Source organism: Aestuariibaculum marinum (assembly GCF_014596975.1).
GTDB classification, from domain to species: domain Bacteria; phylum Bacteroidota; class Bacteroidia; order Flavobacteriales; family Flavobacteriaceae; genus Aestuariibaculum; species Aestuariibaculum marinum.
Map to the genome: position 1 here is coordinate 765,116 of NZ_JACVXD010000002.1, position 23,466 is coordinate 788,581.

The 23,466-nt window shown below is 37.8% G+C and carries 14 protein-coding genes; all 14 read left to right on the forward strand.

Annotation, left to right across the window (positions count from 1 at the left end; genetic code table 11):
- The first annotated feature begins 32 nt into the window (after positions 1-32).
- The 14 genes from ICJ85_RS07080 to fucP all read left to right on the forward strand — a co-directional run bounded on the left by ICJ85_RS07080 (position 33) and on the right by fucP (position 23,465).
- Positions 33-1,568, forward strand: a complete 1,536-nt coding sequence (locus tag ICJ85_RS07080; protein WP_241739502.1) for an MGH1-like glycoside hydrolase domain-containing protein — start codon at positions 33-35, stop codon at positions 1,566-1,568.
- A 10-nt stretch (positions 1,569-1,578) separates the two neighbouring features.
- Entirely contained in the window at positions 1,579-4,323 is a 2,745-nt protein-coding gene (locus tag ICJ85_RS07085; RefSeq protein ID WP_188223066.1) for an alpha-L-rhamnosidase, read from the forward strand.
- 39 nt (positions 4,324-4,362) lie between these two features.
- Positions 4,363-6,288 carry an exo-alpha-sialidase gene (locus ICJ85_RS16555; protein ID WP_241739503.1) on the forward strand — a complete coding sequence of 642 codons (1,926 nt, stop codon included), beginning with the start codon at positions 4,363-4,365 and terminating at the stop codon, positions 6,286-6,288.
- 8 nt (positions 6,289-6,296) lie between these two features.
- Positions 6,297-9,014, forward strand: a complete 2,718-nt coding sequence (locus ICJ85_RS07095) for an alpha-d-galacturonidase (protein WP_188223067.1) — start codon at positions 6,297-6,299, stop codon at positions 9,012-9,014.
- 72 nt (positions 9,015-9,086) lie between these two features.
- Positions 9,087-12,596 carry a malectin domain-containing carbohydrate-binding protein gene (locus tag ICJ85_RS07100; protein WP_188223068.1) on the forward strand — a complete coding sequence of 1,170 codons (3,510 nt, stop codon included), beginning with the start codon at positions 9,087-9,089 and terminating at the stop codon, positions 12,594-12,596.
- A gap of 28 nt (positions 12,597-12,624) precedes the next feature.
- A complete protein-coding gene (locus ICJ85_RS07105) occupies positions 12,625-15,069 on the forward strand; it encodes a sugar-binding domain-containing protein (protein ID WP_188223069.1) in 2,445 nt (814 codons plus the stop codon).
- Positions 15,070-15,085: 16 nt separating this feature from the next.
- The gene (locus ICJ85_RS07110) at positions 15,086-15,964 is read left to right on the forward strand and encodes an AraC family transcriptional regulator (RefSeq protein WP_188223070.1); all 879 of its coding nucleotides are present in this window, start codon (positions 15,086-15,088) and stop codon (positions 15,962-15,964) included.
- A 140-nt stretch (positions 15,965-16,104) separates the two neighbouring features.
- Positions 16,105-17,769, forward strand: coding sequence for a UxaA family hydrolase (locus ICJ85_RS07115; protein ID WP_188223071.1), 1,665 nt, complete (start codon positions 16,105-16,107; stop codon positions 17,767-17,769).
- A gap of 35 nt (positions 17,770-17,804) precedes the next feature.
- A complete protein-coding gene (locus ICJ85_RS07120; protein ID WP_188223072.1) occupies positions 17,805-18,821 on the forward strand; it encodes a zinc-binding alcohol dehydrogenase family protein in 1,017 nt (338 codons plus the stop codon).
- Between the two features lie 30 nt (positions 18,822-18,851).
- A complete protein-coding gene (locus ICJ85_RS07125) occupies positions 18,852-19,628 on the forward strand; it encodes an SDR family NAD(P)-dependent oxidoreductase (protein WP_188223073.1) in 777 nt (258 codons plus the stop codon).
- Between the two features lie 19 nt (positions 19,629-19,647).
- On the forward strand, positions 19,648-20,508 hold the full coding sequence (locus ICJ85_RS07130; RefSeq protein WP_188223074.1) for a fumarylacetoacetate hydrolase family protein: 861 nt from the start codon (positions 19,648-19,650) through the stop codon (positions 20,506-20,508).
- The gene (locus ICJ85_RS07135) at positions 20,505-21,332 is read left to right on the forward strand and encodes an amidohydrolase family protein (RefSeq protein WP_188223075.1); all 828 of its coding nucleotides are present in this window, start codon (positions 20,505-20,507) and stop codon (positions 21,330-21,332) included. Before ICJ85_RS07130 ends, ICJ85_RS07135 begins: the two co-directional genes overlap by 4 nt.
- 3 nt (positions 21,333-21,335) lie before the next feature.
- Complete coding sequence (locus ICJ85_RS07140) at positions 21,336-22,127, forward strand: SDR family oxidoreductase (protein WP_188223076.1); 792 nt, start codon at positions 21,336-21,338, stop codon at positions 22,125-22,127.
- A gap of 30 nt (positions 22,128-22,157) precedes the next feature.
- Positions 22,158-23,465, forward strand: coding sequence for an L-fucose:H+ symporter permease (gene fucP, locus ICJ85_RS07145; RefSeq protein ID WP_188223077.1), 1,308 nt, complete (start codon positions 22,158-22,160; stop codon positions 23,463-23,465).
- Position 23,466 lies beyond the last annotated feature (1 nt).

The window sequence follows — 23,466 nt, forward strand, 5'->3', positions numbered from 1 at the left end:
AACACCTTGTTTTAAAAATTAAATAGATGAACATGAACAAGATAAAATCTTTATTACTGGTATTACCTTTTTTAATCGCAGGATGTAAATCTTCAGAAACGGAATCTGTTTTGAAGGCAGATGATTTTAAGCATTACGCCGATTATTTCAACCGAATGGAAGATGAAAACATCGCCAAGGCAGTGCCAAATGATAGTGCCTGGTCGTGGATGAAAGCAAATATTCCGCTGTTTGAATGTCCGCAGGATAATTTTGAAGAAATGTACTATTTCCGTTGGTGGAGTTTGCGTAAGCATATTACCGACACACCAGAAGGTTATGCGATTACCGAGTTTTTGGTAGATCGTTCGTATGCCGATAAATACAATTTAATAGCCTGTGCCTTAGGACATCATATTTATGAATTCCGTTGGGCTCACGATCCCAAATATATAGAACAGAATGTGCATGTTTGGTATAGAGGAAATGAGGGTAAACCCATGGGGAAATTACATAAATTTAGTAGCTGGACGGCAGATGCCTTGTACAATATGTATCTCGTAAATAAAGATGAAAACTATCTTTTAGACATGTACCCAGATATGGTTTCCGATTATGCCGCCTGGGAAAACGAACGTCAAACACCTAATGGGTTATTTTGGCAGCACGATGTGAAAGACGGTATGGAAGAATCGTTAAGTGGTGGTCGTCATGTGCAAAATATGCGTCCAACCATTAACAGTTATATGTATGCCAATGCCAAAGCGTTATCAACAATGGCAAAAATGAAAGGGGACAGTGAACAATCGGTATATTTCGATAAAAAAGCGAAGACTTTAAAAGGTTTGGTTGAAACTAAACTTTGGAATACCGACCATGAATTTTTTGAAACTTTAACCGAGAAAGATACATCATCACAAGTGCGCGAAGCTATCGGGTTTATTCCTTGGTATTTCAATTTACCATCTGAAAATAAAGGTTTCGAAGTGGCTTGGGAGCAGGTAAAAGATGAAGGTGGTTTTTTAGCACCTTACGGATTAACCACTGCCGAGCGCAGACATCCACGTTTTAGAACACATGGCACCGGAACCTGTGAGTGGGATGGTGCAGTTTGGCCATTTGCTTCGGCACAAACGTTAACGGCTATGGCGAATCTTTTAAACAATTACAAACAGGAAGTGGTTGGTAAAGGGGATTATTTCAATCATATGAATTTATATGTAGAGTCGCAATACCACAGAGGACGCCCTTATATTGGAGAGTATTTAGATGAAGTAACCGGATACTGGCTAATGGGAGATCGTGAGCGTAGTTATTACTACAATCATTCAACATTTAACGATTTAATGATTACCGGGTTGGTTGGTTTACGTCCGCGTGCAGATGAGAACATAGAAGTAAATCCATTAATTCCGGAAGACCAATGGGATTGGTTTTGTTTAGATAACGTGTTATATCACGGCGATATAATTACCATTCTTTGGGATAAAACCGGAGAGAAATACCATAAAGGTCAAGGTTTAAAAGTATTTAGAAACGGAAAAGAAGTAGCTTCTTCAAGCAAATTGGAGAAGGTGATTTCTGAATAAAAGGAAGACAATGAATAAGACATTTATATACATCACATTAGTATTGATTTCATGGGTTTCGGTGGCCCAGAATACCATTCAGGTAACCGATTTGCAATGTGAAATGTTAACCAATCCGTTAGGAATTGATGTGGTGCAACCACGATTAAGCTGGCAATTAGAAACAGATGCATCTCAGATTGAACAAACGGCATATCATATTTTGGTAGCATCTTCACCTGAAAAATTAAAAAATAATGAAGCTGATTTATGGGATAGCGGAAAAGTAAATAGCGATGCCACTGTAAATGTTCAATATACAGGAAAGCGCTTAGATAGTAAAGACGAAGCTTTTTGGAAAGTAAAAGTATGGACGAATAAAGGAGAAAGTAATTGGAGCGAATCGGCCCTTTGGAGTATGGGGATTTTAACCTATGCCGAATGGAAATCTACACGATGGATTGGTTATAATCACTTATTTGAAGGAGATAGTATTGGCCAGTTTGCAAAACTTTCGGCTAGATATGTTCGAAAACCTATCAACTTAAAAGGAAAGGTTAAAAGTGCCAAAGTGTACATTATGGGGATGGGCTTGTATGAGTTCTACATTAATGGTGAAAAAATAGGAGATCAGGTATTGGCTCCAGTGCCTACCGATTATACTAAAAATGTAAAATACAATGTATTTGATGTTACCTCTCAGTTGCAACAAGGCGATAATGTTTTAGGAACCATTTTAGGAAACGGACGCTTTTTTGCCATGCGTCAGGAATATAAACCCTATAAGATTAAAAGTTTCGGATTTCCAAAAATGGCCATGCAGTTGGTAGTAGAATATGAAGACGGCAGCAAGGAAACTATAAAAACCGATGAAAGCTGGAAATTTACACCGTATGGCCCAATCAGAAGCAATAATGAATATGATGGTGAAGTTTACGATGCCCGAAAAGAAATGCCAAACTGGAACAAAGTTGGGTTTGACGATAGCGATTGGTTAAACATGATGTGGGTTCAGGAACCTGGCGGATTTTACGAAGGCCAGATGACACCCAATATGAAAATCATGGATGAGGTAAAACCTATTTCTATCTCTTCAACCAGCCGAGGAACCTATATTCTGGATATGGGTCAGAATATGGTAGGTTGGTTACAAATAAAAGTAAAAGGAAATCGTGGTGATAAAATTACCATGAAATTCGCCGAATCATTGCAAGACGATGGTTCACTTTACATAGCTAATTTACGTGATGCCCGAACCACCGATGCATATATTTTAAAAGGAGAAGGTGAAGAAGTCTGGGAACCAACATTTGTCTTTCATGGGTTTAGATTCGTGGAGCTTACAGGCTTTAAATCGAAGCCATCGTTAGATCAGTTTTTAGGAAAAGTGGTTTACGATAACATGGAAACCACGGGAACGTTCGAGTGTTCAAACGAAACCATGAATCAGATTTTTAAAAATGCCTTTTGGGGCATTAGCGGAAACTATAAAGGGATGCCAATCGACTGTCCGCAACGTAATGAGCGTCAGCCGTGGTTAGGCGATCGTACTACGGGGGCTTATGGCGAGAGTTTTATTTTCGATAATCAAACGCTTTACGCCAAGTGGTTGGACGATATAAAATATTCGCAAACTTTAGATGGTGGTATTCCGGATGTCGCTCCCGCGTTCTGGCGTTATTACGGTGATGGGGTCACCTGGCAAGGTGCTTACATGAAAGTAGCCGATATGTTATACACACAGTTTGGTGACGAAAAGGTAATTAAAGAACATTATCCATATATGAAAAAATGGTTGCTGTATATGGAAGCCAATTATCTGAAAGATGATTTAATGACGAAAGATAAATATGGCGATTGGTGTGTACCACCGGAATCATTGGAGATTATCCGTTCCAGCGATCCAACGCGTTTAACCGATGGCGAAGTGCTGTCTAGTGCGTTTTACTATCACTTGCTTCAAATCATGAAAAAGTTCGCTAGAATTCAAGGGAACAGTGATGCTGATATAGCATATTACGACGCTTTAGCCGAACGCATTAAAAAAGCATTCAATACGAAGTATTTCAACAGAGAAAATTATAGCTATGCCAACAATACAGTAACCGCAAATGTGTTGCCTTTAGCGTTTAATATGGTTCCTGATAATCTTCAGCAAAAGGTTTTTGAGAATATGGTTCATCAAATTGAAGTCGTTAAGGAAGGGCATATTAGTACCGGCGTTGTGGGAACACAGTTTTTAATGCGAACTTTAACCGAGTTTGGTCGCGGTGATTTAGCCTTTAAATTGGCATCAAATAAAACCTACCCAAGCTGGGGGTATATGGTTGAAAACGGTGCAACTACTATTTGGGAACTGTGGAATGGAAATACTGCCGACCCAAAAATGAATTCACAAAACCACGTGATGCTATTGGGCGATTTAATCATTTGGTATTACGAAAACATGGCGGGTATTAAAAGTAATCCTGAAAAACCAGGGTTTAAACAAATTATTATGAACCCCGATTTTAAAGCTGGTTTAACTTATGTAAACGCCTCTTATAAATCGATTCACGGAATCATTAAAAGTTACTGGAAATTGAACAGAAATAAGCTCCAATGGGAGGTGACTGTACCGGTAAACACGACAGCTAAAGTGTATATTCCAACAAGCGATGCTTTAAAAGTGAGACTTAATGGAGAAAAAATAAATTCTGAAGTATATCAATCAGAAAATGACAAGATAGTTTTAAGTCTGAAATCAGGAACTTATACCATTTCAGCGAAGCTATAAAAAGAGAAAACCAATTGAATAATAGATAATAGAGATAAAATGAAAAAGTTTCAAATAGCTATGGTGCTCTTAGGAAGTATCCTTCTTGGGAGTTGTAAACAACCTGTTGAAAAGAAAATAGCTTTAGAAGATAAAACGTGGCGAGAAGGTATTGTGGTTGACGAATTTATTTATGATAAAGCGCCATATCCGTCTTGTCATGCAGCAACCATAGTCGAAAATACAAACGGCGAACTAGTGGCATCTTGGTTTGGAGGAACACACGAACGTAACCCTGATGTATGTATTTATGTGAGTAAGCGTAAAAACGGAAAATGGACGGAAGGTGTTGAGGTTGCTAATGGTGTTCAGAATGATACCTTACGTTACCCAACTTGGAACCCGGTGTTGTATCAGATTCCTGATGGAGACTTAATGTTGTTTTATAAAATAGGACCGCATCCATCAACATGGTGGGGGATGTTGAAGCGTTCTTCTGATGGTGGCGAAACCTGGTCCGAAGCCGAAAAGTTGCCTGAAGGTTTTTTAGGTCCGATTAAAAACAAACCGGAACTATTAGAAAATGGTACGTTGTTATTGCCATCGAGTGTAGAGGGTAACGGTTGGAATTTACGCATGGAGTCTACACCAGATTTTGGTAAAACCTGGAATATACAGGATACCTTGCCAAAAGGACCAAACGATATCAATGCAATTCAACCAAGTATTTTATTCCATGAAAATGGAAAACTGCAACAAATTGGAAGAACCAGAAACAGACATTTATTTTCAACATGGTCTGAAAATAACGGACAAACCTGGTCGCCTTTAGAGTTGTTGAATATGCCTAACAATAGTTCAGGAACCGATGCCGTAACCATGAAAAATGGTGAGCATGCTTTAATTTACAACCATGTTTGGCCTAATGAAGATATGAACAAAAGCTATAGAAGTCCGTTAAATATTGCAACTTCCAAAGATGGAATCAACTGGAATGCCGCTTTAGTGTTAGAAGATTCTAAAATTAGTCAGTATTCGTATCCTTCAATCATTCAGGGGTCAGACGGTATGCTTCACTGTGTATACACATGGAGACGTCAAAAAATAAAGTATGTAAAAATTGATCCTTCACAGTTGGTGACTTTTCCAATTGTAGATGGGGTTTGGCCAGGTCCAACTAAAGAACGCTATAAAGTGGCGGTTTGCGATTGGATGATTTTAAAACGTCAGAAATTAGGTGAATTTGAACGAGCCAAAGAAATTGGAGCCGATGCTGTTGAGATGGATATGGGTGGTTTAGGAAATCGCGAAACGTTTGATAGTAAATTTGTTAATGGTGATACCGCAAGCGTTAGAGTATGGAACGAAAAAATGGCAGAAACAGGCGTTGGTATTAGTTCTATTGCCATGTCTGGTTTCTATGGGCAGTCGTTTGCAGAGCGTCCAACGTATAAAAAAATGGTGTCTGATTGTATCGAGGTGATGAAAACATTCGATGTTGAAGTAGCTTATTTGCCACTAGGAACTAAAGGAGATTTAGTGAAACATCCAGAATTACGTCCTGCTATTGTTGAACGATTACGTTGGGCAGGAGAACAGGTCGATAAGATTAACGGCATTATTGCGGTTGAAACCTCTTTATCTGCAGCTGAAGAAAAAGAGTTATTAAAGGAAATAGGAAACAGAAATATTAAAATTGCATTCAATTTTGCAAACGCTATTAAAAACGGACGCGATATTTCAAAGGAATTAAAAACATTAGGTCGCGATAATATTGGTGAAATTCATGCCTCAAATACAGACGGGCACTGGATTGAAAACGATCCGGCTATCGATCTTCCGAAAATTAAAGAAACCCTTGATAAGATGCACTGGAAAGGTTGGTTGATTGTGGAGCGATCTCGTGATACTACCGATGTTCATAACGTGGTGAAAAACTACGGAGCGAATGTCGCATACCTTAAAAAAGTGTTTCAGGGTGAATAAAAAATAAGATGAAGTATTTAAGTTTATGTTTTCTTTTGCTGATATTATCCTGTGCTAAAACCAAGCATGTGGTTATTGTTGGCGATTTAGAATTACCACGTTTAGCCTTTGCTATCGATAAGCTTTCAGGCGTATTATTGGAAAATAATTACCATGTAACCGTTTCCGATAGATTACCCGAAAATAATACCGATAGAACCATTATTATTGGTGAAAAAGGAAGTGAAAATTGGAACTTAAATACTTCAGATTTAAACATAGATGATTCAAGTCTTACAGAAAAGGAAGGTTTTCAAATCATGTCTTTTGGGCAGGTAACTTACATTGAAGGCACCGATGCTTCTGGCGTGCTTTACGGAGCGCTCGATTTGGTAGATCATATTTCTGAAACCAAAGTATTACCTGATAGCATCAATAAAAAAGATGCTCCGGAAATGGTATTGCGAGGTACTGTAATTGGCATTCAAAAACCGGAATACCTTCCGGGAAGAACAGTTTACGAATACCCGTATACCCCAGAAAATTTTCCTTGGTTTTACGATAAAGACCTTTGGATTGAGTATCTGGATATGATGGTCGATAATCGTTATAACTCGCTTTACCTGTGGAATGGACATCCGTTTGCGTCTTTAGTCAAGCTAGAAGATTATCCGTTTGCGGTTGAAGTTAGTGATGAAGATTTTAAAAAGAACGAGGAGATATTTAAATTCGTTACCGAAGAAGCCAATAAGCGTGGCATTTGGGTCATTCAAATGTTTTATAATATTCTGGTATCAAAACCATTTGCGGAGCATTATGGTATTAAAACACAGGAACGCTCGCGACCTATCACTCCGCTTTTAGCTGATTATACCAGAAAATCGATTGCAGCTTTTATTGAAAAATACCCGAACGTTGGTTTGTTAACTACCTTGGGTGAAGCCATGAACACTATTGATGACGATGTCGAATGGTTTACCAAAGTCATTATTCCAGGAGTTCAGGACGGTTTACAATCAATTGGAGAAACTAATGAACCACCAATTATTCTTCGTGGTCACGATACCGATGCGCCTTTGGTTATGGAAAGAGCATTGCCGCTGTATAAGAATCTGTATACCATGAACAAATACAACGGCGAATCGCTAACCACTTACGAACCGCGAGGGCCATGGGCAGAAACGCACAGAAAGTTAAGCGAAGCGGGTTCTACGCATATATCTAACGTGCATATTTTAGCGAATTTGGAACCTTTCCGCTATGGCTCCCCAGACTTTATTCAGAAAAGTGTAAAAGCCATGCACAGCATTCATGGCGCTAATGCGCTGCATTTATTTCCGCAGACTTCGTATTGGGATTGGCCGTATGCGCCCGATAACACCGAACCGCGTTTATTGGAAATGCAACGCGACTGGATTTGGTATAAAGCTTGGGGACGTTATGCTTGGAATAGTCAACATGATAGAACCGAAGAAATTAGTTTTTGGCAAGATCAGTTAAGTCAGAAATACGGTGTAGGTTCAGGAGAAGGAATTTTAAAAGCTTACGAAGAAGCCGGTGAAATTGCGCCTAAAACGTTACGTCGATTTGGAATCACTGAAGGGAACCGACAAACCTTATTATTGGGCATGTTCGCAAGTCAGTTGGTGAATCCTTATAAATATCGGGTGTATCCCGGATTTTATGAGTCATGCGGGCCTGTTGGTGAAATTTTATTGGAGTATGCTAAAAAAGAATGGGAAGGCGAGCCTCATGTTGGCGAAACACCGCTTCAAATCATCAACGAAATTGTCAATCATGGAAAAGCTGCTGTTGAAGGTATTGAACAGGCAACGCCTTATGTTATTCAAGATGTTACAGAATTCAATCGTTTAAAGAATGATATTTATTGTTATAATCTCTTTGCTAATTTCTTTTCCGAAAAGGTAAAAGCAGCCATGTTAGTACTGCGTTATAGTTATTCGAATAACATTGAAGATTTAGACCAGGCCTTGCCACATTTAGAAAAAAGTGTTGCTTATTATCAGGAGTTGGTTAACCGTACAAAAGACACGTATTTATATGCCAATAGTATGCAAACCGAGTTGCGCCGTATTCCCATTAGAGGTAACGATGGTAAAAATAAAACCTGGGAAGAGTTATTGCCACATTATCAAAAGGAGCTGGAGGTGTTTAAGCACAATATAGAAATGTTGAAATCTGATAATAATGACGAAATAATAAAAACCTTCAAGACGTTAGAGCCTGTAGAAGTTTTAGTTTTAAATAAAGAAGCATCCCGTTTTTCATTGAAAAAGGGACAAAAAGTTTACTCTGATAATGAAGCTGAAATTGACGAAGTAGCAAAAGAATTAAGGCATCTGACAGGTGTTCAATTCTCAGACAAAGAACAACAGGAAAACGGTACCGTTTTACATTTTAAAACAGACAAAGTAGTAAAAATTTTGGTGGGGTATTTCAATACCAACAGTTTTACCGTTTTAGCGCCGCCAACATTAGAAACCAATGCGCAAGCGAATAACAGGGGACAAGCCGATATCAAGATTGCTAATGCTATGTTGGTTTCTGGTTTGTATCCGGTAAATATTTACAGTTATCGTTACGAGCCGGGCGAGCATAAACTGGTGTTAGGAAAAGGACGGGTTTTAGTTTTAGGATTTATCGATGGACAAGAAAAAATCGTTATTCACGATGCTGGTATAACCAACAAGGAAGAAGGTAAAGCCATAGATTGGTTATTTTATTAACAAGACATGTCTTGTCACCCTGAACTTGTTTCAGGGGCTTTAAATTTATAATTTTATTAGAATCATTGTTTGATGAAAAAGTTACAATACATAGTTTTAGCAACCATTTTAATGTTCATGTCTTGTGGAAAAGAGGTAAAGGTTGATACTATTCGAAAAGAAATCAGTTTAAACGACAATTGGCATACGATTCATTTAGATAGTTTGCATCAACCGGAGGCCGAATTTGTGAATAACATAGCGATAAATCAGGAGTGGAAATCTGTTTCTATACCTCATAACTGGGATCAGTATTATGGCTACCGCCGTATGAAACATGGTAATTTACACGGTACAGCCTGGTATTACAAGACTTTAAAATTAAATGATGAAGACGAGGGAAAACAACACTTTTTGTTTTTTGAAGGCGTAGGCTCGTATGCTACGGTTTGGGTAAATGGTAAAGAAGTGGGGAATCACAAAGGCGGACGAACTACCTTTACTTTAGATATTACTGAAGCTATTGATTTTAATACTGAAAACAACATTGTAGTGAAAGCGGCACATCCGGCATTTATAGCCGATTTACCTTGGGTCTGCGGTGGTTGTTCAGGTGAATGGGGCTTCTCGGAAGGCTCTCAGCCTATGGGAATCTTTAGACCCGTAGCTTTAGTCGTTACCGATAAGTTGCGTATTGAACCTTTCGGAGTTCATGTGTGGAATGATGCATCAACAAACAAAGAAAACGCTTTACTTCATACCACTACAGAGGTTAAAAACTATAGCGATTCAGCAAAACAAATTACTGTTGAAAATATATTGATAGATGCCAACGGAAAAGAGGTGGTTTCAGTGAAAACTGAAATAGAAAACGTTTCCGGTTTAAAAGAAATCAAACAAACCTTACCAGAGTTTTCTAACCCAAAATTATGGTCGCCGGAAGATCCGTATTTATATCAATTGGTGACTAAAGTTTACGAAAATGGTGATTTAAAGGATGCATTAACGACACCTTATGGAATCCGCTGGGTAAGCTGGCCAATTAATCGTGAAGGTGATGATAATCGATTTTTCTTAAATGATGAACCAATTTTTATAAACGGAACCTGCGAATACGAACACCTAATTGGTAGAAGTCATTCGTTTTCAGATAAAGATGTAAAAGCCAGAATTGGTCAAATTAAAGCCTCGGGGTATAATGCATTTCGAGAAGGTCATCAGCCACATAATTTAAGATATCAGGAACATTTAGATCAAGATGGTATTTTATTCTGGAGTCAATTTTCAGCGCATATCTGGTACGATACACCAGAGTTTAAAGCCAATTTTAAAACCTTATTGAAGGAATGGATTAAAGAACGTCGAAACAATCCTTCTGTGGTGATGTGGGGCTTACAAAATGAAAGCACCATTCCGAAGGACTTTGCAGAAGAGTGTACGCAAATAATCCGGGAATTAGACCCAACCGCAACACAACGCTTAGTAACGACCTGCAACGGTGGGCAGGGAACAGATTGGAACGTGATTCAAAACTGGTCGGGTACGTATGGAGGCGATCCTTATAATTACGGTGAAGAGATGACCGAACATTTATTAAATGGAGAATATGGTGCCTGGCGTTCGGCAGATTGGCATACCGAAGGGGAGTTCGACCAAAAAGGAGAGCTTAGCGAAAATCGTTTTTCACAATTGATGGAAATTAAGGTTGCTGAAGCCGAATCGGTAAGCGATAAAATTGTTGGGCAATACCATTGGTTATTATATTCTCACGAAAATCCGGGGCGTTCTCAAAATGGCGAAGGCTATCGCGATATCGATAAAGTCGGGCCAGTAAATTACAAAGGTATTTTTACCATTTGGGGTGAACCTTTAGATGCATTTTATATGTATCGCGCCAATTATGTATCGAACAAAAAAGAACCGATGGTGTATATCGTGTCGCATTCGTGGCCGACCCGTTGGAATGATATTGGAACGAAAAATGGTATCGATGTATATTCAAATTGTGATGAAGTGGAGTTGTTTAACGATGTTAATGAAGCATCTTTAGGAAAACTAAAAAATCCGGGATTAGGCAAACATTTTCAGTTTAATAATGTCGATGTAAAATATAATGTATTGTATGCTGTGGGTTATGTTGATGGGAAGCCTGTTGCGAAAGATTTTATTGTGTTAAATAATTTACCAGAGTCGCCACATTTTGATGCCTTGGTGAGCGAAGCAAACGATATTTTAAAACCAGCTGATGGTTTTAATTATTTGTATCGTGTGAATAGCGGTGGTGCCGATTATACCGATACCTTTGGAAATACCTGGTTAGCCGATGTGCATAAAACTGGTGAAAATTCATGGGGTTCATTATCATGGACGGATAATTTTGAAAACCTTCCGGCGTACTATGCGAGTCAGCGTACCACTTACGACCCGATTGCAGGAACGCAAGACTGGAAATTATTTCAGGATATTAGATATGGAGCCGATAAGTTACGTTACGAATTCCCTGTTCCGGATGGCGAATATCAGGTAGAATTGTATTTTAATGAGCCTTGGTACGGCACTGGAGGAGGTATGGATTGCGAAGATTGGCGTGTATTTGATGTAGCAATTAACAATAATATTGTTGAAAAGAATTTAGATATTTGGAAAACCGTTGGACATGATACTGCTTTAAAGAAAGTCTATACAGCAAAAAGTGAAAATGGGAAGTTAGTGGTGTCATTTCCGAATGTAGCTTCTGGTGAGGCGGTAATTTCGGCGATTGCTATTGCTTCAAATGATTATAATGTAAATCCAGCTAAGGCCTCCGATAAGAATATTTTAAATCTTTCAGCGAATACAGGTGTTGAAGAATCAACCTGGCTAAATATTACCGATAAACAGTTTGTGAATTCAAACGTTAGTTTTACCAAATTGCCTTCAGAAGTTTATGGCGCTGATTATTTAAAATTCCCGATTTCAGAAGCTAATAAAACCGTTTCAGGAGAGTTTACCTTGAAGACCGATGCCACGGTTTATGCTTTTGTAAATTCAGAAATAAAACACTTTGAAAGTTATGAAACATTGGAAGAAACTGCTGAAAATAGTTCAAACCAAACCTATACGGTTTATAAGCGTGTAGCTAAAAAAGGTGAACAAATTAAGTTTACTTCAGAAAATGGATTGGCAACCATTGCAGTGGTTCCAACATATTCTATGGAAGAAAAAGACGATCGCGCGATTGTAAAACTGGAAGCAGAAACCGATGCAGAGATTACTGGTTCTGGAGTAGAAAAAGCTTTCTTTAAAAAAAGTGATTACGTCGGGTTTACCGAAAACAAAAAAAACAGTATTACTTTTACAGTCACGCCTGGAGTTGCTAATATTTATTTAATGCGTTTCAGGTATATGAATTTAACTGACGCGCCCTTGAAGGTGAGATTAAAAATTGAAGATGCTAACGGTATTTTATTAAGAAATGACGATATCGAATTCCCGGTTAGAAATGATAAGTGGAAAATTTTAAATACAACTTCCGGAGGGTATATTAATGCCGGAACGTATAAGATTCAGCTGGAATCAGAGAACATGAAAGGACTTCGAATCGAGTCATTCGAATTTCAATAAAAGCGATTATTAATTACGAGTATAGATAATGAACAAGACATTAAACCAAACAAAAATCTTTAGCCTGTTGCTGTTAGTCAGCGTAATTTTTTCTTGTAGTAAAACAGAAGACGTTGTTGAAAAGGACGTGCGGATTGTTGAAGATTTTAATTTCAACTGGAATTTTAAATTAGGAGATTTTCCTGAGGCGATTCAACCTAATTTTCAGTTAACCGATTGGCGAACGCTTAACTTACCTCATGACTGGAGTATTGAAGGTGAGTTCAGTGAAGAACATCCAACAAAACCTGAAGGCGGTGCTTTACCTGCCGGAATAGGCTGGTATAGAAAAACTTTTAGCTTACCAGTAGACTGGAATGGTAAATCGGTTTCTGTGGAGTTTGATGGCGTGTACAGAAATAGTGAGGTTTGGATTAACGGACATTACTTGGGCAAACGTCCTTTTGGATATATTTCTTTTGCTTATAATCTGACGGATTATTTAAATTTTGGAACAAAGGAAAATGTGATTGCTGTAAAAGTAGATAATTCGTTACAGCCGAATTCACGTTGGTATACCGGATCTGGGATTTATAGAAATGTGCGTTTGGTGGCTACTGAAAATCTATATGTTGACCACTGGGGAACGTATGTAACCACGCCTAAAGTTTTAAAAGATAAGGCAACGGTAGCTTTCGAAACAACGATTAAAAATGATAGCACCGCAAAACGTGTCTTTAAGTTAGTAAATACGATTTTAGATTCCGATAATCTAGAGGTTGTCGTTTCGGAAAAAATAGATACCATTCAGCCGCATGCATCTTATGTCACCAGACAACAAATGGAAGTTTTAAATCCTGTGTTGTGGAGTGTTGAAAATCCGTATTTGTATACGGTGAAAACAAAAATTTATGAAGGTGAGAACTTAGTGGATAATTACGAAACGCCACTAGGTATTCGTTATTTTAGCTTCAATGCTAAAAAAGGGTTTTCATTAAATGGTGTGTCAACTAAAATTCATGGAGTTTGTCTGCACCACGATAATGGTGCCTTGGGTGCTGTGGCCAATAAACATGCTATAAAAAGAAAGCTTCAAATCATGAAAGATATGGGAGTGAATGCCATTCGTGTGGCTCATAATCCGTCATCTTTAGAATTGTTGCAGTTATGTGATGAAATGGGATTAATCGTTCAGGTTGAAGCTTTTGATGTATGGAAAAAAAGAAAGGTTAAAAATGATTATAACCTGGAGTGGGATGAATGGCATAAACGTGATTTACAGGATTTAATCCGTCGTGATCGTAATAACCCTTCGGTAATGATGTGGAGTATTGGTAATGAAATTCGTGAGCAGTTTGATAGCACCGGAATTGCAATGACGAAAAATTTGGTGAAAATTGTAAAAAGTTTAGACCAAACCAGACCTGTAACATGTGCCTTAACCGAGAATATTCCGGAGAAAAACTTTATCTATCAATCTGGAGCTTTAGATCTTTTAGGTTTTAATTACAAGCATGAAGATTACGGAACTTTCCCTGAGAATTTTAAAGGTCAAAAAATTATTGCTTCCGAAAGTGTATCGGCTTTAGAAACACGTGGTCATTACGATGCCACATCTCCAGAAATTAAATTCTGGCCTCCGGCTCATAACGAACCGTTTGATGGTAACGACGATTATACCGTTTCGGCGTATGATAATGTAGCAGCATACTGGGGAACCACCCACGAAGAAAACTGGAAAACCGTTAAGAAACTCGATTATATCGCAGGAACATTTATCTGGACAGGTTTCGATTATATCGGAGAACCAATTCCATATCCTTATCCGGCACGTAGCTCATATTTCGGAATTGTAGATTTAGCAGGTTTACCAAAAGATGTGTATTACATGTACCAAAGTGAGTGGAGCGATAAAAATGTATTACACGTTTTACCGCACTGGAACTGGAATGCTGGACAAGAAGTCGATGTCTGGGCATATTATAATAATGCTGATGAGGTAGAACTGTTTGTTAACGGAACATCGCAAGGTGTAAAGTCTAAACAAGATGAAGAGTTGCATGTATCTTGGAACGTAAAATACGAACCAGGAACCATTAAAGTGGTCTCTCGAAAAGCTGGACAAGTGGTTTTAGAGAAAGAAGTACATACCGCAGGTGCTGCTTCAAAATTAGAATTGGAAGCTGATAAAAAAGTGATTACAAACGATAACTACGATTTAGTTTATGTTACCGTAAATGTGAATGACGATAAAGGAAACTTAGTGCCAAGAGCCAATAATTTAATTCATTTTGAAGTTACAGGTGGAGGAAAAATTGTGGGAGTAGATAACGGTTATCAGGCGAGTTTAGAATCGTTTAAAGCTAAAAAACGTAAAGCCTATAATGGTAAATGTGTTGTTATTATTCAATCTAGCGGTAAAGCTGAAAATATTCAATTGAAAGCCACTTCAGATGGTTTAAAGGATGCAACCATTCAAATTGATGTAGAATAAAAAATCAAATAAGGAAATGAAACTTCATTTAATCGATAGGAGTACACCACGTGATACATCGTTTACTGCTAAAGTGCATGAAGATTCTAATTTTTTAAAACTCTGGCATTACCATCCTGAGCTGGAACTAGTCGTTATTTTAAAAAGTGACGGCAACTGTTTTATTGGGGATGGTATTGAAAAGTTTGAGCCAGGAGATGTGTTTCTTATTGGTAAAAATACACCGCATATGTGGCTGAATCAGGAAGCTTATTTTGCAGATGACCCTGAGCTGGTTGCAAAGTCAATTGCCATTCATTTTAAAAAGGATTTTTTAGGCGATCATTTCTTTGAAACACCAGAGATGCATCACTTATCGGAACTGTTTGATCGTGCTCGTTTTGGTGTTAAATTTTTAAATCTACAGAGTGAATTTTTAGAAACGGTCCAAACGATGTTAAGCCTTGACGGGTTTCATAAAACGATTGCCTTTTTGAATATTCTTAACACACTTTCGAGTCATAAAGATTATAAGTTATTGGCGAGTTCTGGGTATATGAAATCGTTTAAGGTAAAAACCAATAAGACGCTGGATAGGGTCTATGCGTATATCTTTAAGAATTTCAATAAGGATATCTCCTTAGATGCTGTGGCTAAGATTGCAAATATGAATGCCACGGCGTTTAGTAGATTATTTAAACGCGTTAACGGGAAGCCGTTTTCACGTTATGTGTCCGAAATCCGTATTGGTTATGCTTGCAAGTTGTTATTGGAGGAGAAGGTGAATATTTCTGAGGTTTGTTATGAAGTAGGTTTCAATAATATATCAAATTTTAATCGGCAGTTTAAAATAATAATGGGCTGTAATCCTTCAGAATACATAAAGGAACATGTTAATTCATATCAGGAGGGTTAACGATTTTTAAAAGTATGTTTATTGCTGGTTAAATCAATATAGTGAAGTTTTAAGCAAAAATAGTATCATGTTTAGTCATGATTTAGGAAGATTTGATGATTTAATATTTATAGTATTGCAATTATTAATCTTATTTTTAAATGATAGGAAATAGACAAGAAATACTAAAAATACATTCGAAAGATAATGTACTGGTAGCCTTAACCGATTTGGTAAAGGGTGCTGAACTTTCGTTTGAAAATCAAACATACATTTTGGTAGATGATATTCCTGCCAAACATAAATTTGCAACCAAAAATTTTAACGTTGGTGCCCCGATTCATATGTATGGAGTTTTAGTGGGAAGAGCTAAAAAAGAGATAGCAAAAGGCGGACTGATTACTACTGAAAATTTGGAACACGATACGGAGCATTACAGTGCCAATCAAGTTGTAGAAAAAATACAATGGCAAGCACCCGATATTTCAAAATTTAAGGGTAAAACCTTTTTAGGATACCACAGAACTAATGGAACAGTGGGCATAGAGAATAACTGGTTAATTATTCCTTTGGTGTTTTGTCAGAACAGAAATGTTGAAGTATTAAAAAATGCCTTAGTTGATAAGTTAGGTTTTGGGAAACAGCAGCATTTAGGTTTAAATGTCGATACGTTAATTGAAACGTATAAATCAGGCGGTTCAGCCGAAGCAATTTTAGAACAAGACATTTTAAAGGAGACCGATGATGTTTATAAAAATCCGTTATTCCCAAATGTAGATGGTATTCGCTTTTTAACCCACGATGGAGGTTGCGGTGGTTCAACGTCTGATGCTATTGCTTTATGTCATCTGTTAGCAGGATATATTAATAACCCTAATGTGGCAGGCGCTACGGTATTAAGTTTAGGTTGTCAGCATGCGCAGTCTAAAATTTTACAGGATGCTTTAAATAAAATGTCTCCAAATAACGACAAGCCGGTTTACTTTTTAGAGCAGCAACATATGAATTCTGAAAAGGAATTATTAGCTGAAGCCGTTAAGAAAACTTTTGTCGGATTGATGGAAGCCAATAAAGTGGAGCGTCAACCAGCGACATTAGATAAACTGGTTATCGGTCTGGAGTGTGGAGGCTCTGATGGGTTTTCAGGAATTTCAGCCAACCCGGTATTAGGTTATGTATCCGATTTATTAGTTGGTTTGGGAGGTTCGACAGTATTAGCAGAGTTTCCGGAGTTGAATGGTGTAGAGCAGGAATTAATTAACCGATGTCAGTCGAAAGAGAAAGCCGATAAGTTTTCTGATATTATGGCGGTTTACAATGAAAAAGCGACCTTGTTGGGCGGCGGGTTTTCGGCAAACCCTTCACCAGGAAATATAAAAGACGGATTAATCACAGACGCGATAAAATCGGCAGGTGCAGCTAAAAAAGGAGGAACATCGCCAGTGGAAGACGTTTTAGATTATACCGAACAAGTGGTGAAACCGGGACTAAATTTATTATGTACTCCCGGTAACGATGTGGAATCAACTACCGGTTTAGCGGGGTCAGGAACGAATATTATTTTGTTTACCACAGGATTAGGAACGCCAACAGGAAACCCGATTACACCGGTGATTAAAGTGTCGTCTAATACAAAATTATTCAACAGAATGAATGATATCATCGATTTTAATACCGGAGGTGTTATTGATGGTGAAGAAACTATTGAAGAAACAGGAGAACAATTATTGGACTTTTTAATTGAAGTAGCCAGTGGGAAACAAGTAAAAGCAAGAAAATTAGAGCAGAATGATTTCATCCCTTGGAAACGAGGCATGTCGTTATAGAGATAGAGAATTAGTATAATTTAGTACTTAGAATAATGAAATATATAGTCTGCGAAGAACCAACAAAATTCGCATTAAAAGAAAAAGAGCAGCCGGTTCGCGAAGCGAATCAAGCGTTAATTAAAATCCACCGTGTTGGAATTTGCGGTACCGATTTACATGCCTATTCAGGTAATCAGGCGTTTTTTACTTATCCAAGAATTTTGGGGCATGAGTTAGCAGCCGAAGTTTTAGAGGTTGGAGAAAACGAGCAGAATTTAAAAGTAGGTGATAAGGTTATCGTGATGCCTTACGTAAGCTGTGGCGAGTGTATTGCCTGTAGAAAGGGAAAAACAAACTGTTGTAGTAATATTAAGGTTTTAGGTGTTCACGCCGATGGCGGAATGCAGGAAGCTGTAGCGGTAAGAACCGATTTATTAATTCTAGCTAACACCTTATCTTACGAAGCAATGGCTATTGTAGAACCTTTAGCTATTGGAGCACATGCCATTCGAAGAGCCGATGTTGAAGCCGGTGAATTTATTGTGGTTGTTGGTTGTGGGCCTATCGGAATTGGTTTAATGAAACTGGCACAAATAAAAGGAGCCGAAGTCATCGCTATTGATGTAGACGAGTCGCGTTTAGCGTTTGTGAAGAATGAAATTGGCGTAAAACACGTGGTTAAAGTTTCAGAAACAGCAGCTGAAGAAGTCTCAAAAATTACCAATGGCGATTTAGCTACTGCGGTTTTCGATTGTACAGGAAATAAGCGCGCACTTGAAGGCGGTATTGCTTACATGTCCCATGGCGGACGTTATGTATTGGTAGGACTTTCAAAAGGCGATTTGGTGTTTAGTCACCCGGGAATTCACGCTAAAGAATCGACGATTATGTGTAGTAGAAATGCAACTTTAGAAGATTTTCAATTTGTAATTGATAGTCTTCCAGAGTTCCCAACCGATAAATTTGTAACCCATCAGGTGCCTTATACAGAAATGATTACTAACTTCGATTCTTGGTTAGATCCGAAAAACGGAGTTATCAAGGCTATGGTTAATTTTAGTGAAGAGTAAATTCGTAATCCTGAGAAAAACATAAAACAGATGAAATTTAGTTTAAAAAACAAAACAGCTATTGTTACCGGAGGCGGAAGCGGGATAGGTAAAGCTATTTCTAAAACATTAGCCGGACAGGGAGCGTACGTTCATATTCTAGAATTGAATGTTGATAATGCTGAAGTTACAAAATCTGAGATCGAATCAGACGGCGGTAAGGCTGCAGTGCATCAATGTAATGTGGTAAATCAAACCGACGTCGTTGAAGTTATTAATAAAATTGCAGAAGAAAGCGGAATTGATATTTTAATCAATAACGCTGGAATCGCACATATTGGTAATGTAGAAAATACACCGGAAGCCGATTTAGATCGCGTGTATAGTGTGAATGTAAAAGGGGTTTACAACTGTATTTTTGCATCGGTTCCTCATATGAAAGCAAAGAAGAATGGGGTGATTATCAACATGGCCTCTATAGCATCATCTGTTGGGCTTAATGATCGTTTTGCTTACTCCATGTCTAAAGGAGCAGCATTAACTATGACGTATTCGGTGGCTAAAGATTATATTAACGACGGTATCCGTTGTAATTGTATTTCTCCAGCACGTGTGCATACACCATTTGTTGACGGATTCCTAAAAAATAATTATCCGGGAAGAGAAGCTGAAATGTTTGAGAAGTTATCACAAACACAACCAATTGGTCGTATGGGGAAACCTCAGGAAGTTGCCGATTTAGCACTGTTTTTATGCTCAGATGAAGCGTCTTTCATTACAGGGACAGATTTTCCTATAGATGGTGGATTTATAAAATTAAATGGTTAAAACTAATAAACTATAAAAGATGAAATTAATACGATTTGGAGAAGCTGGTAATGAAAAACCAGGAGTTCAATTACCAGATGGAACAAAAATAGATGTATCAGCTTTCGCTGAAGATTATACAGAACGTTTTTTTGAAACTAACGGATTAGCGCGTTTAGAGGAATGGTTAAAAATTAATCAGTCAAATTGTGAAGTAGTTGGAGATGATGTTAGATTAGGATCGCCAATCTGTCGTCCTTCAAAGTTAGTTTGTATCGGATTAAATTACGCAAAACACGCGGCTGAGGCAGGTATGAAGATTCCAAATGAGCCTGTATTATTCTTTAAATCAACAACAGCTATTGTTGGTCCTAATGATGATGTTATCATTCCAAAAGGAAGTGAAAAATCTGACTGGGAAGTGGAGTTAGCTGTGGTTATAGGTAAAAAAGCGTCTTATATTTCTCAAGATGAAGTTATGGATCATGTTGCAGGTTATGTATTGCATAACGATGTGAGTGAGCGAGCTTTCCAGATTGAAAAAGAAGGCCAATGGTGTAAAGGAAAAGGTTGTGATACATTCGCACCTCTTGGACCATTCATGGCAACGAAAGACGAAATTGAAGATCCGAATAACTTACATTTATGGTTAAAGTTAAACGGAGAAATGATGCAGGATAGTTCCACTTCAGATTTCATTTTCAACATTCAGGAATCGATTAGCTATATCAGTCAGTTTATGACCTTATTACCTGGAGATGTCATTTCAACAGGAACGCCATTTGGTGTAGGCTTAGGGTTAACACCTCCAGTATACTTAAAGCCTGGTGATGTTATGGAGTTAGGTATTGAAGGTTTAGGCGTGTCTAAACAAAACGTTATCGCTTACCCAGGAAAATGATAATAGATAGTCATCAACATTTTTGGAAATACGAGCCCGTAAAACATGCATGGATTGATGGTAACATGGCTGTAATTCGCAAGGACTTTATGCCTTCCGATTTACAGTCTGTTTATCAGGACAACGGTGTTGAAGGGTGTGTAGCGGTTCAGGCCGATCAAACCCTTGAAGAAACCGATTTTCTTTTACAACTTGCCCAAGACAATAACTTCATTAAAGGTGTTGTAGGTTGGGTAGATTTAAGAGCTAATAATTTAGAATCAACACTTTCTGAATATAGTGAAGCTGATAAATTGAAAGGCTTTAGGCACGTGGTTCAGGGCGAGCCCGATCATAACTTTTTGTTACGCCCTAATTTCTTACGAGGTATCGAAGTGTTAGAGAAAAACAATTACACCTACGATGTTTTAATATTTCCTCATCAATTAGGTGCTGCTTTAGAATTTGTAAAGCGTTTTCCTAATATGAATTTTGTAATCGACCATATTGCGAAACCTTATGTTAAAGATGGTTTTTACGAAGGCTGGGCCGTTTTAATGAAGGAAATAGCAAAGTACGACAATGTATATTGTAAGCTTTCTGGAATGATAACGGAAGCCGATTATAACACCTGGACACCGGAGCAAATTCACCCGTATATGGAATTGGTGTTAGAAGCTTTTGGTTCCAATCGCGTCATGTTTGGTTCCGACTGGCCAGTGTGTCTGGTCGCAGGAAACTATGCGAAAGTAAAAGAATTAACAACCAATTTTATTTCAACATTAAGTACCATTGAGCAACAACAGATTATGGGTGCTAATGCGATGAAATTTTATAAACTATAAGATATGGACTTACATTTAAAAGATAAAGTAGTTGTGGTAACCGGTGCTGCCGGAATTAAAGGGAGTATTGGTGAAACAATAGTTCAGCGTTTAGCTGATGAAGGCGCTATTCCGGTGATTGTTTGTAGAAACGATCGTGGTTTTGGCTATGAAAAGGAATTACAGGAACGCGGTGTCGATTCGATTTTTGTGAAAACCGATTTAACCGATCCTGGTCAAATTGAAGCGGCAGTAGAAACTATTGCTGAAAAGTACGGTCGTATTGATGCTTTAATTAACAACGTGGGTGTCAATGATGGGGCTGGTTTAGATGCCTCTATCGACGATTTTATGTGGTCGCTTAAATTAAACTTAGTAAGCTTTTTTGCGATGACTAAGTATTGCTTGCCATACATTAAAGCATCTAAAGGGAATATTTTAAATATTGGTTCTAAAGTAGGTATGACTGGGCAAGGTGGAACATCAGGTTACGCGGCTTCAAAAGGAGGTGTACTTGGTTTAACGCGCGAGTGGGCTGTCGATTTAATTAAAGAAGGTATTCGTGTAAATGCGATTATAATTGCCGAAAGTTGGACTCCAGCTTACGATAATTGGATTAAGACATTAGAAAATGGTGAGGAAAAATTACAATCTATCGTGAAGAAAATCCCTTTAGAAAATAGAATGACAACTCCTGAAGAAATTGCAGATACTTGTTTGTTTACTATTTCAGACAGATCATCACATACCACAGGGCAATTCATTTTTGTAGATGGAGGTTATGTTCACTTAGACCGATCGTTATTAACAGAATAATTAAAATTCAACAAACCTAAATAAGACATTATGGCTAAAGTACCAGTGGTAGCGAAATCCGTTATCGTTCCTTTTATATTAATTACTTCATTATTTGCCCTTTGGGGATTTGCAAACGATATTACAAATCCTATGGTTTCTGCATTTAAAAAAGTGTTAGAACTCGATAATTTTCAGGCTTCGCTGGTGCAAATGGCATTTTATGGCGGGTACTTTACTATGGCACTTCCTGCTGCTATTTTCGTAAATAAATATTCGTATAAAAAAGGTGTTTTATTAGGATTGGCATTGTATGCTATTGGGGCTTTATTGTTTTATCCAGCAGCAGCTTTTGAAGCCTTTGGGTTTTTCTTAGCGGCCTTATATATACTTACTTTCGGATTGGCTTTTTTAGAAACTACGGCGAATCCTTATATCCTTTCCATGGGTGATGAAGCTACCGCTACACAACGATTAAATCTGGCTCAGGCCTTTAATCCTATGGGAGCTTTAGGCGGATTAATAGTGGCTCAAAAGTTTATTTTAGGGTCTTTTCAATCTGATGATTTAAATGCTGATGGAACTTCGATCTTCGAAACGTTGGATGAAGCAGCAAAATCTGTAATACGGACAGCTGATTTACAGGTGATTCGTAATCCATATGTATTATTAGGTGTTGTTGTTATTGGGTTCTTTATTTTAATAGCAATGATGAAAATGCCACAAAACCAAGAGCAGGAAACAAAAGTGTCAGTTGTAGGTTCTATAAAACGTTTATTTTCTTCTAAAAAGTTTGTTTGGGGCGTAATCGCTCAGGCCTTTTATGTGGGTGCGCAAATTATGTGTTGGACCTATTTATACCAGTATGCAGAGTCTATCGGTATCGATAATCAATCAGCAGTAACTTACGGAATAAGTGCCTTGGTTATCTTTTTATCTGGTAGATGGGTAGGTACCGCTCTTCTGAAATATATTAATAGCGGTAGACTATTGTTTTACTTTTCTATTGGTGCGTTAATTTGTACGCTAACTACCATTTTCGTTCCAGGGATGGTTGGACTTTACGCTTTAGTTGGTATTTCGTTTTTTATGTCTATTATGTTCCCAACCATTTATGGTATTGCACTTGAAGGACAAGGTGAAGACGCTAAATTTGGTGCAGCCTTTTTAGTTATGGCCATTGTTGGTGGGGCATTAATGCCAACTTTGCAGGGTTTAATTTTAGATATGGGTGGTGTTGGTTATACCGATATTAAAATTTTAGGTGTACCTGAAGTTAATTTTTCGTTCATTTTACCGGCTTCATGTTTCCTTATTATTTGTTATTATGGGGTTATGGTTTACAAAAAGAATTTTTAAA

What these genes read in the sequence shown, in the direction of transcription:
- ICJ85_RS07080 (WP_241739502.1), top strand. Translation starts at nt 33, where the DNA reads ATGAACAAGATAAAATCTTTATTACTGGTATTACCTTTTTTAATCGCA.
- ICJ85_RS07085 (WP_188223066.1), top strand. Translation starts at nt 1,579, where the DNA reads ATGAATAAGACATTTATATACATCACATTAGTATTGATTTCATGGGTT.
- ICJ85_RS16555 (WP_241739503.1), top strand. Translation starts at nt 4,363, where the DNA reads ATGAAAAAGTTTCAAATAGCTATGGTGCTCTTAGGAAGTATCCTTCTT.
- ICJ85_RS07095 (WP_188223067.1), top strand. Translation starts at nt 6,297, where the DNA reads ATGAAGTATTTAAGTTTATGTTTTCTTTTGCTGATATTATCCTGTGCT.
- ICJ85_RS07100 (WP_188223068.1), top strand. Translation starts at nt 9,087, where the DNA reads ATGAAAAAGTTACAATACATAGTTTTAGCAACCATTTTAATGTTCATG.
- ICJ85_RS07105 (WP_188223069.1), top strand. Translation starts at nt 12,625, where the DNA reads ATGAACAAGACATTAAACCAAACAAAAATCTTTAGCCTGTTGCTGTTA.
- ICJ85_RS07110 (WP_188223070.1), top strand. Translation starts at nt 15,086, where the DNA reads ATGAAACTTCATTTAATCGATAGGAGTACACCACGTGATACATCGTTT.
- ICJ85_RS07115 (WP_188223071.1), top strand. Translation starts at nt 16,105, where the DNA reads ATGATAGGAAATAGACAAGAAATACTAAAAATACATTCGAAAGATAAT.
- ICJ85_RS07120 (WP_188223072.1), top strand. Translation starts at nt 17,805, where the DNA reads ATGAAATATATAGTCTGCGAAGAACCAACAAAATTCGCATTAAAAGAA.
- ICJ85_RS07125 (WP_188223073.1), top strand. Translation starts at nt 18,852, where the DNA reads ATGAAATTTAGTTTAAAAAACAAAACAGCTATTGTTACCGGAGGCGGA.
- ICJ85_RS07130 (WP_188223074.1), top strand. Translation starts at nt 19,648, where the DNA reads ATGAAATTAATACGATTTGGAGAAGCTGGTAATGAAAAACCAGGAGTT.
- ICJ85_RS07135 (WP_188223075.1), top strand. Translation starts at nt 20,505, where the DNA reads ATGATAATAGATAGTCATCAACATTTTTGGAAATACGAGCCCGTAAAA.
- ICJ85_RS07140 (WP_188223076.1), top strand. Translation starts at nt 21,336, where the DNA reads ATGGACTTACATTTAAAAGATAAAGTAGTTGTGGTAACCGGTGCTGCC.
- fucP (WP_188223077.1), top strand. Translation starts at nt 22,158, where the DNA reads ATGGCTAAAGTACCAGTGGTAGCGAAATCCGTTATCGTTCCTTTTATA.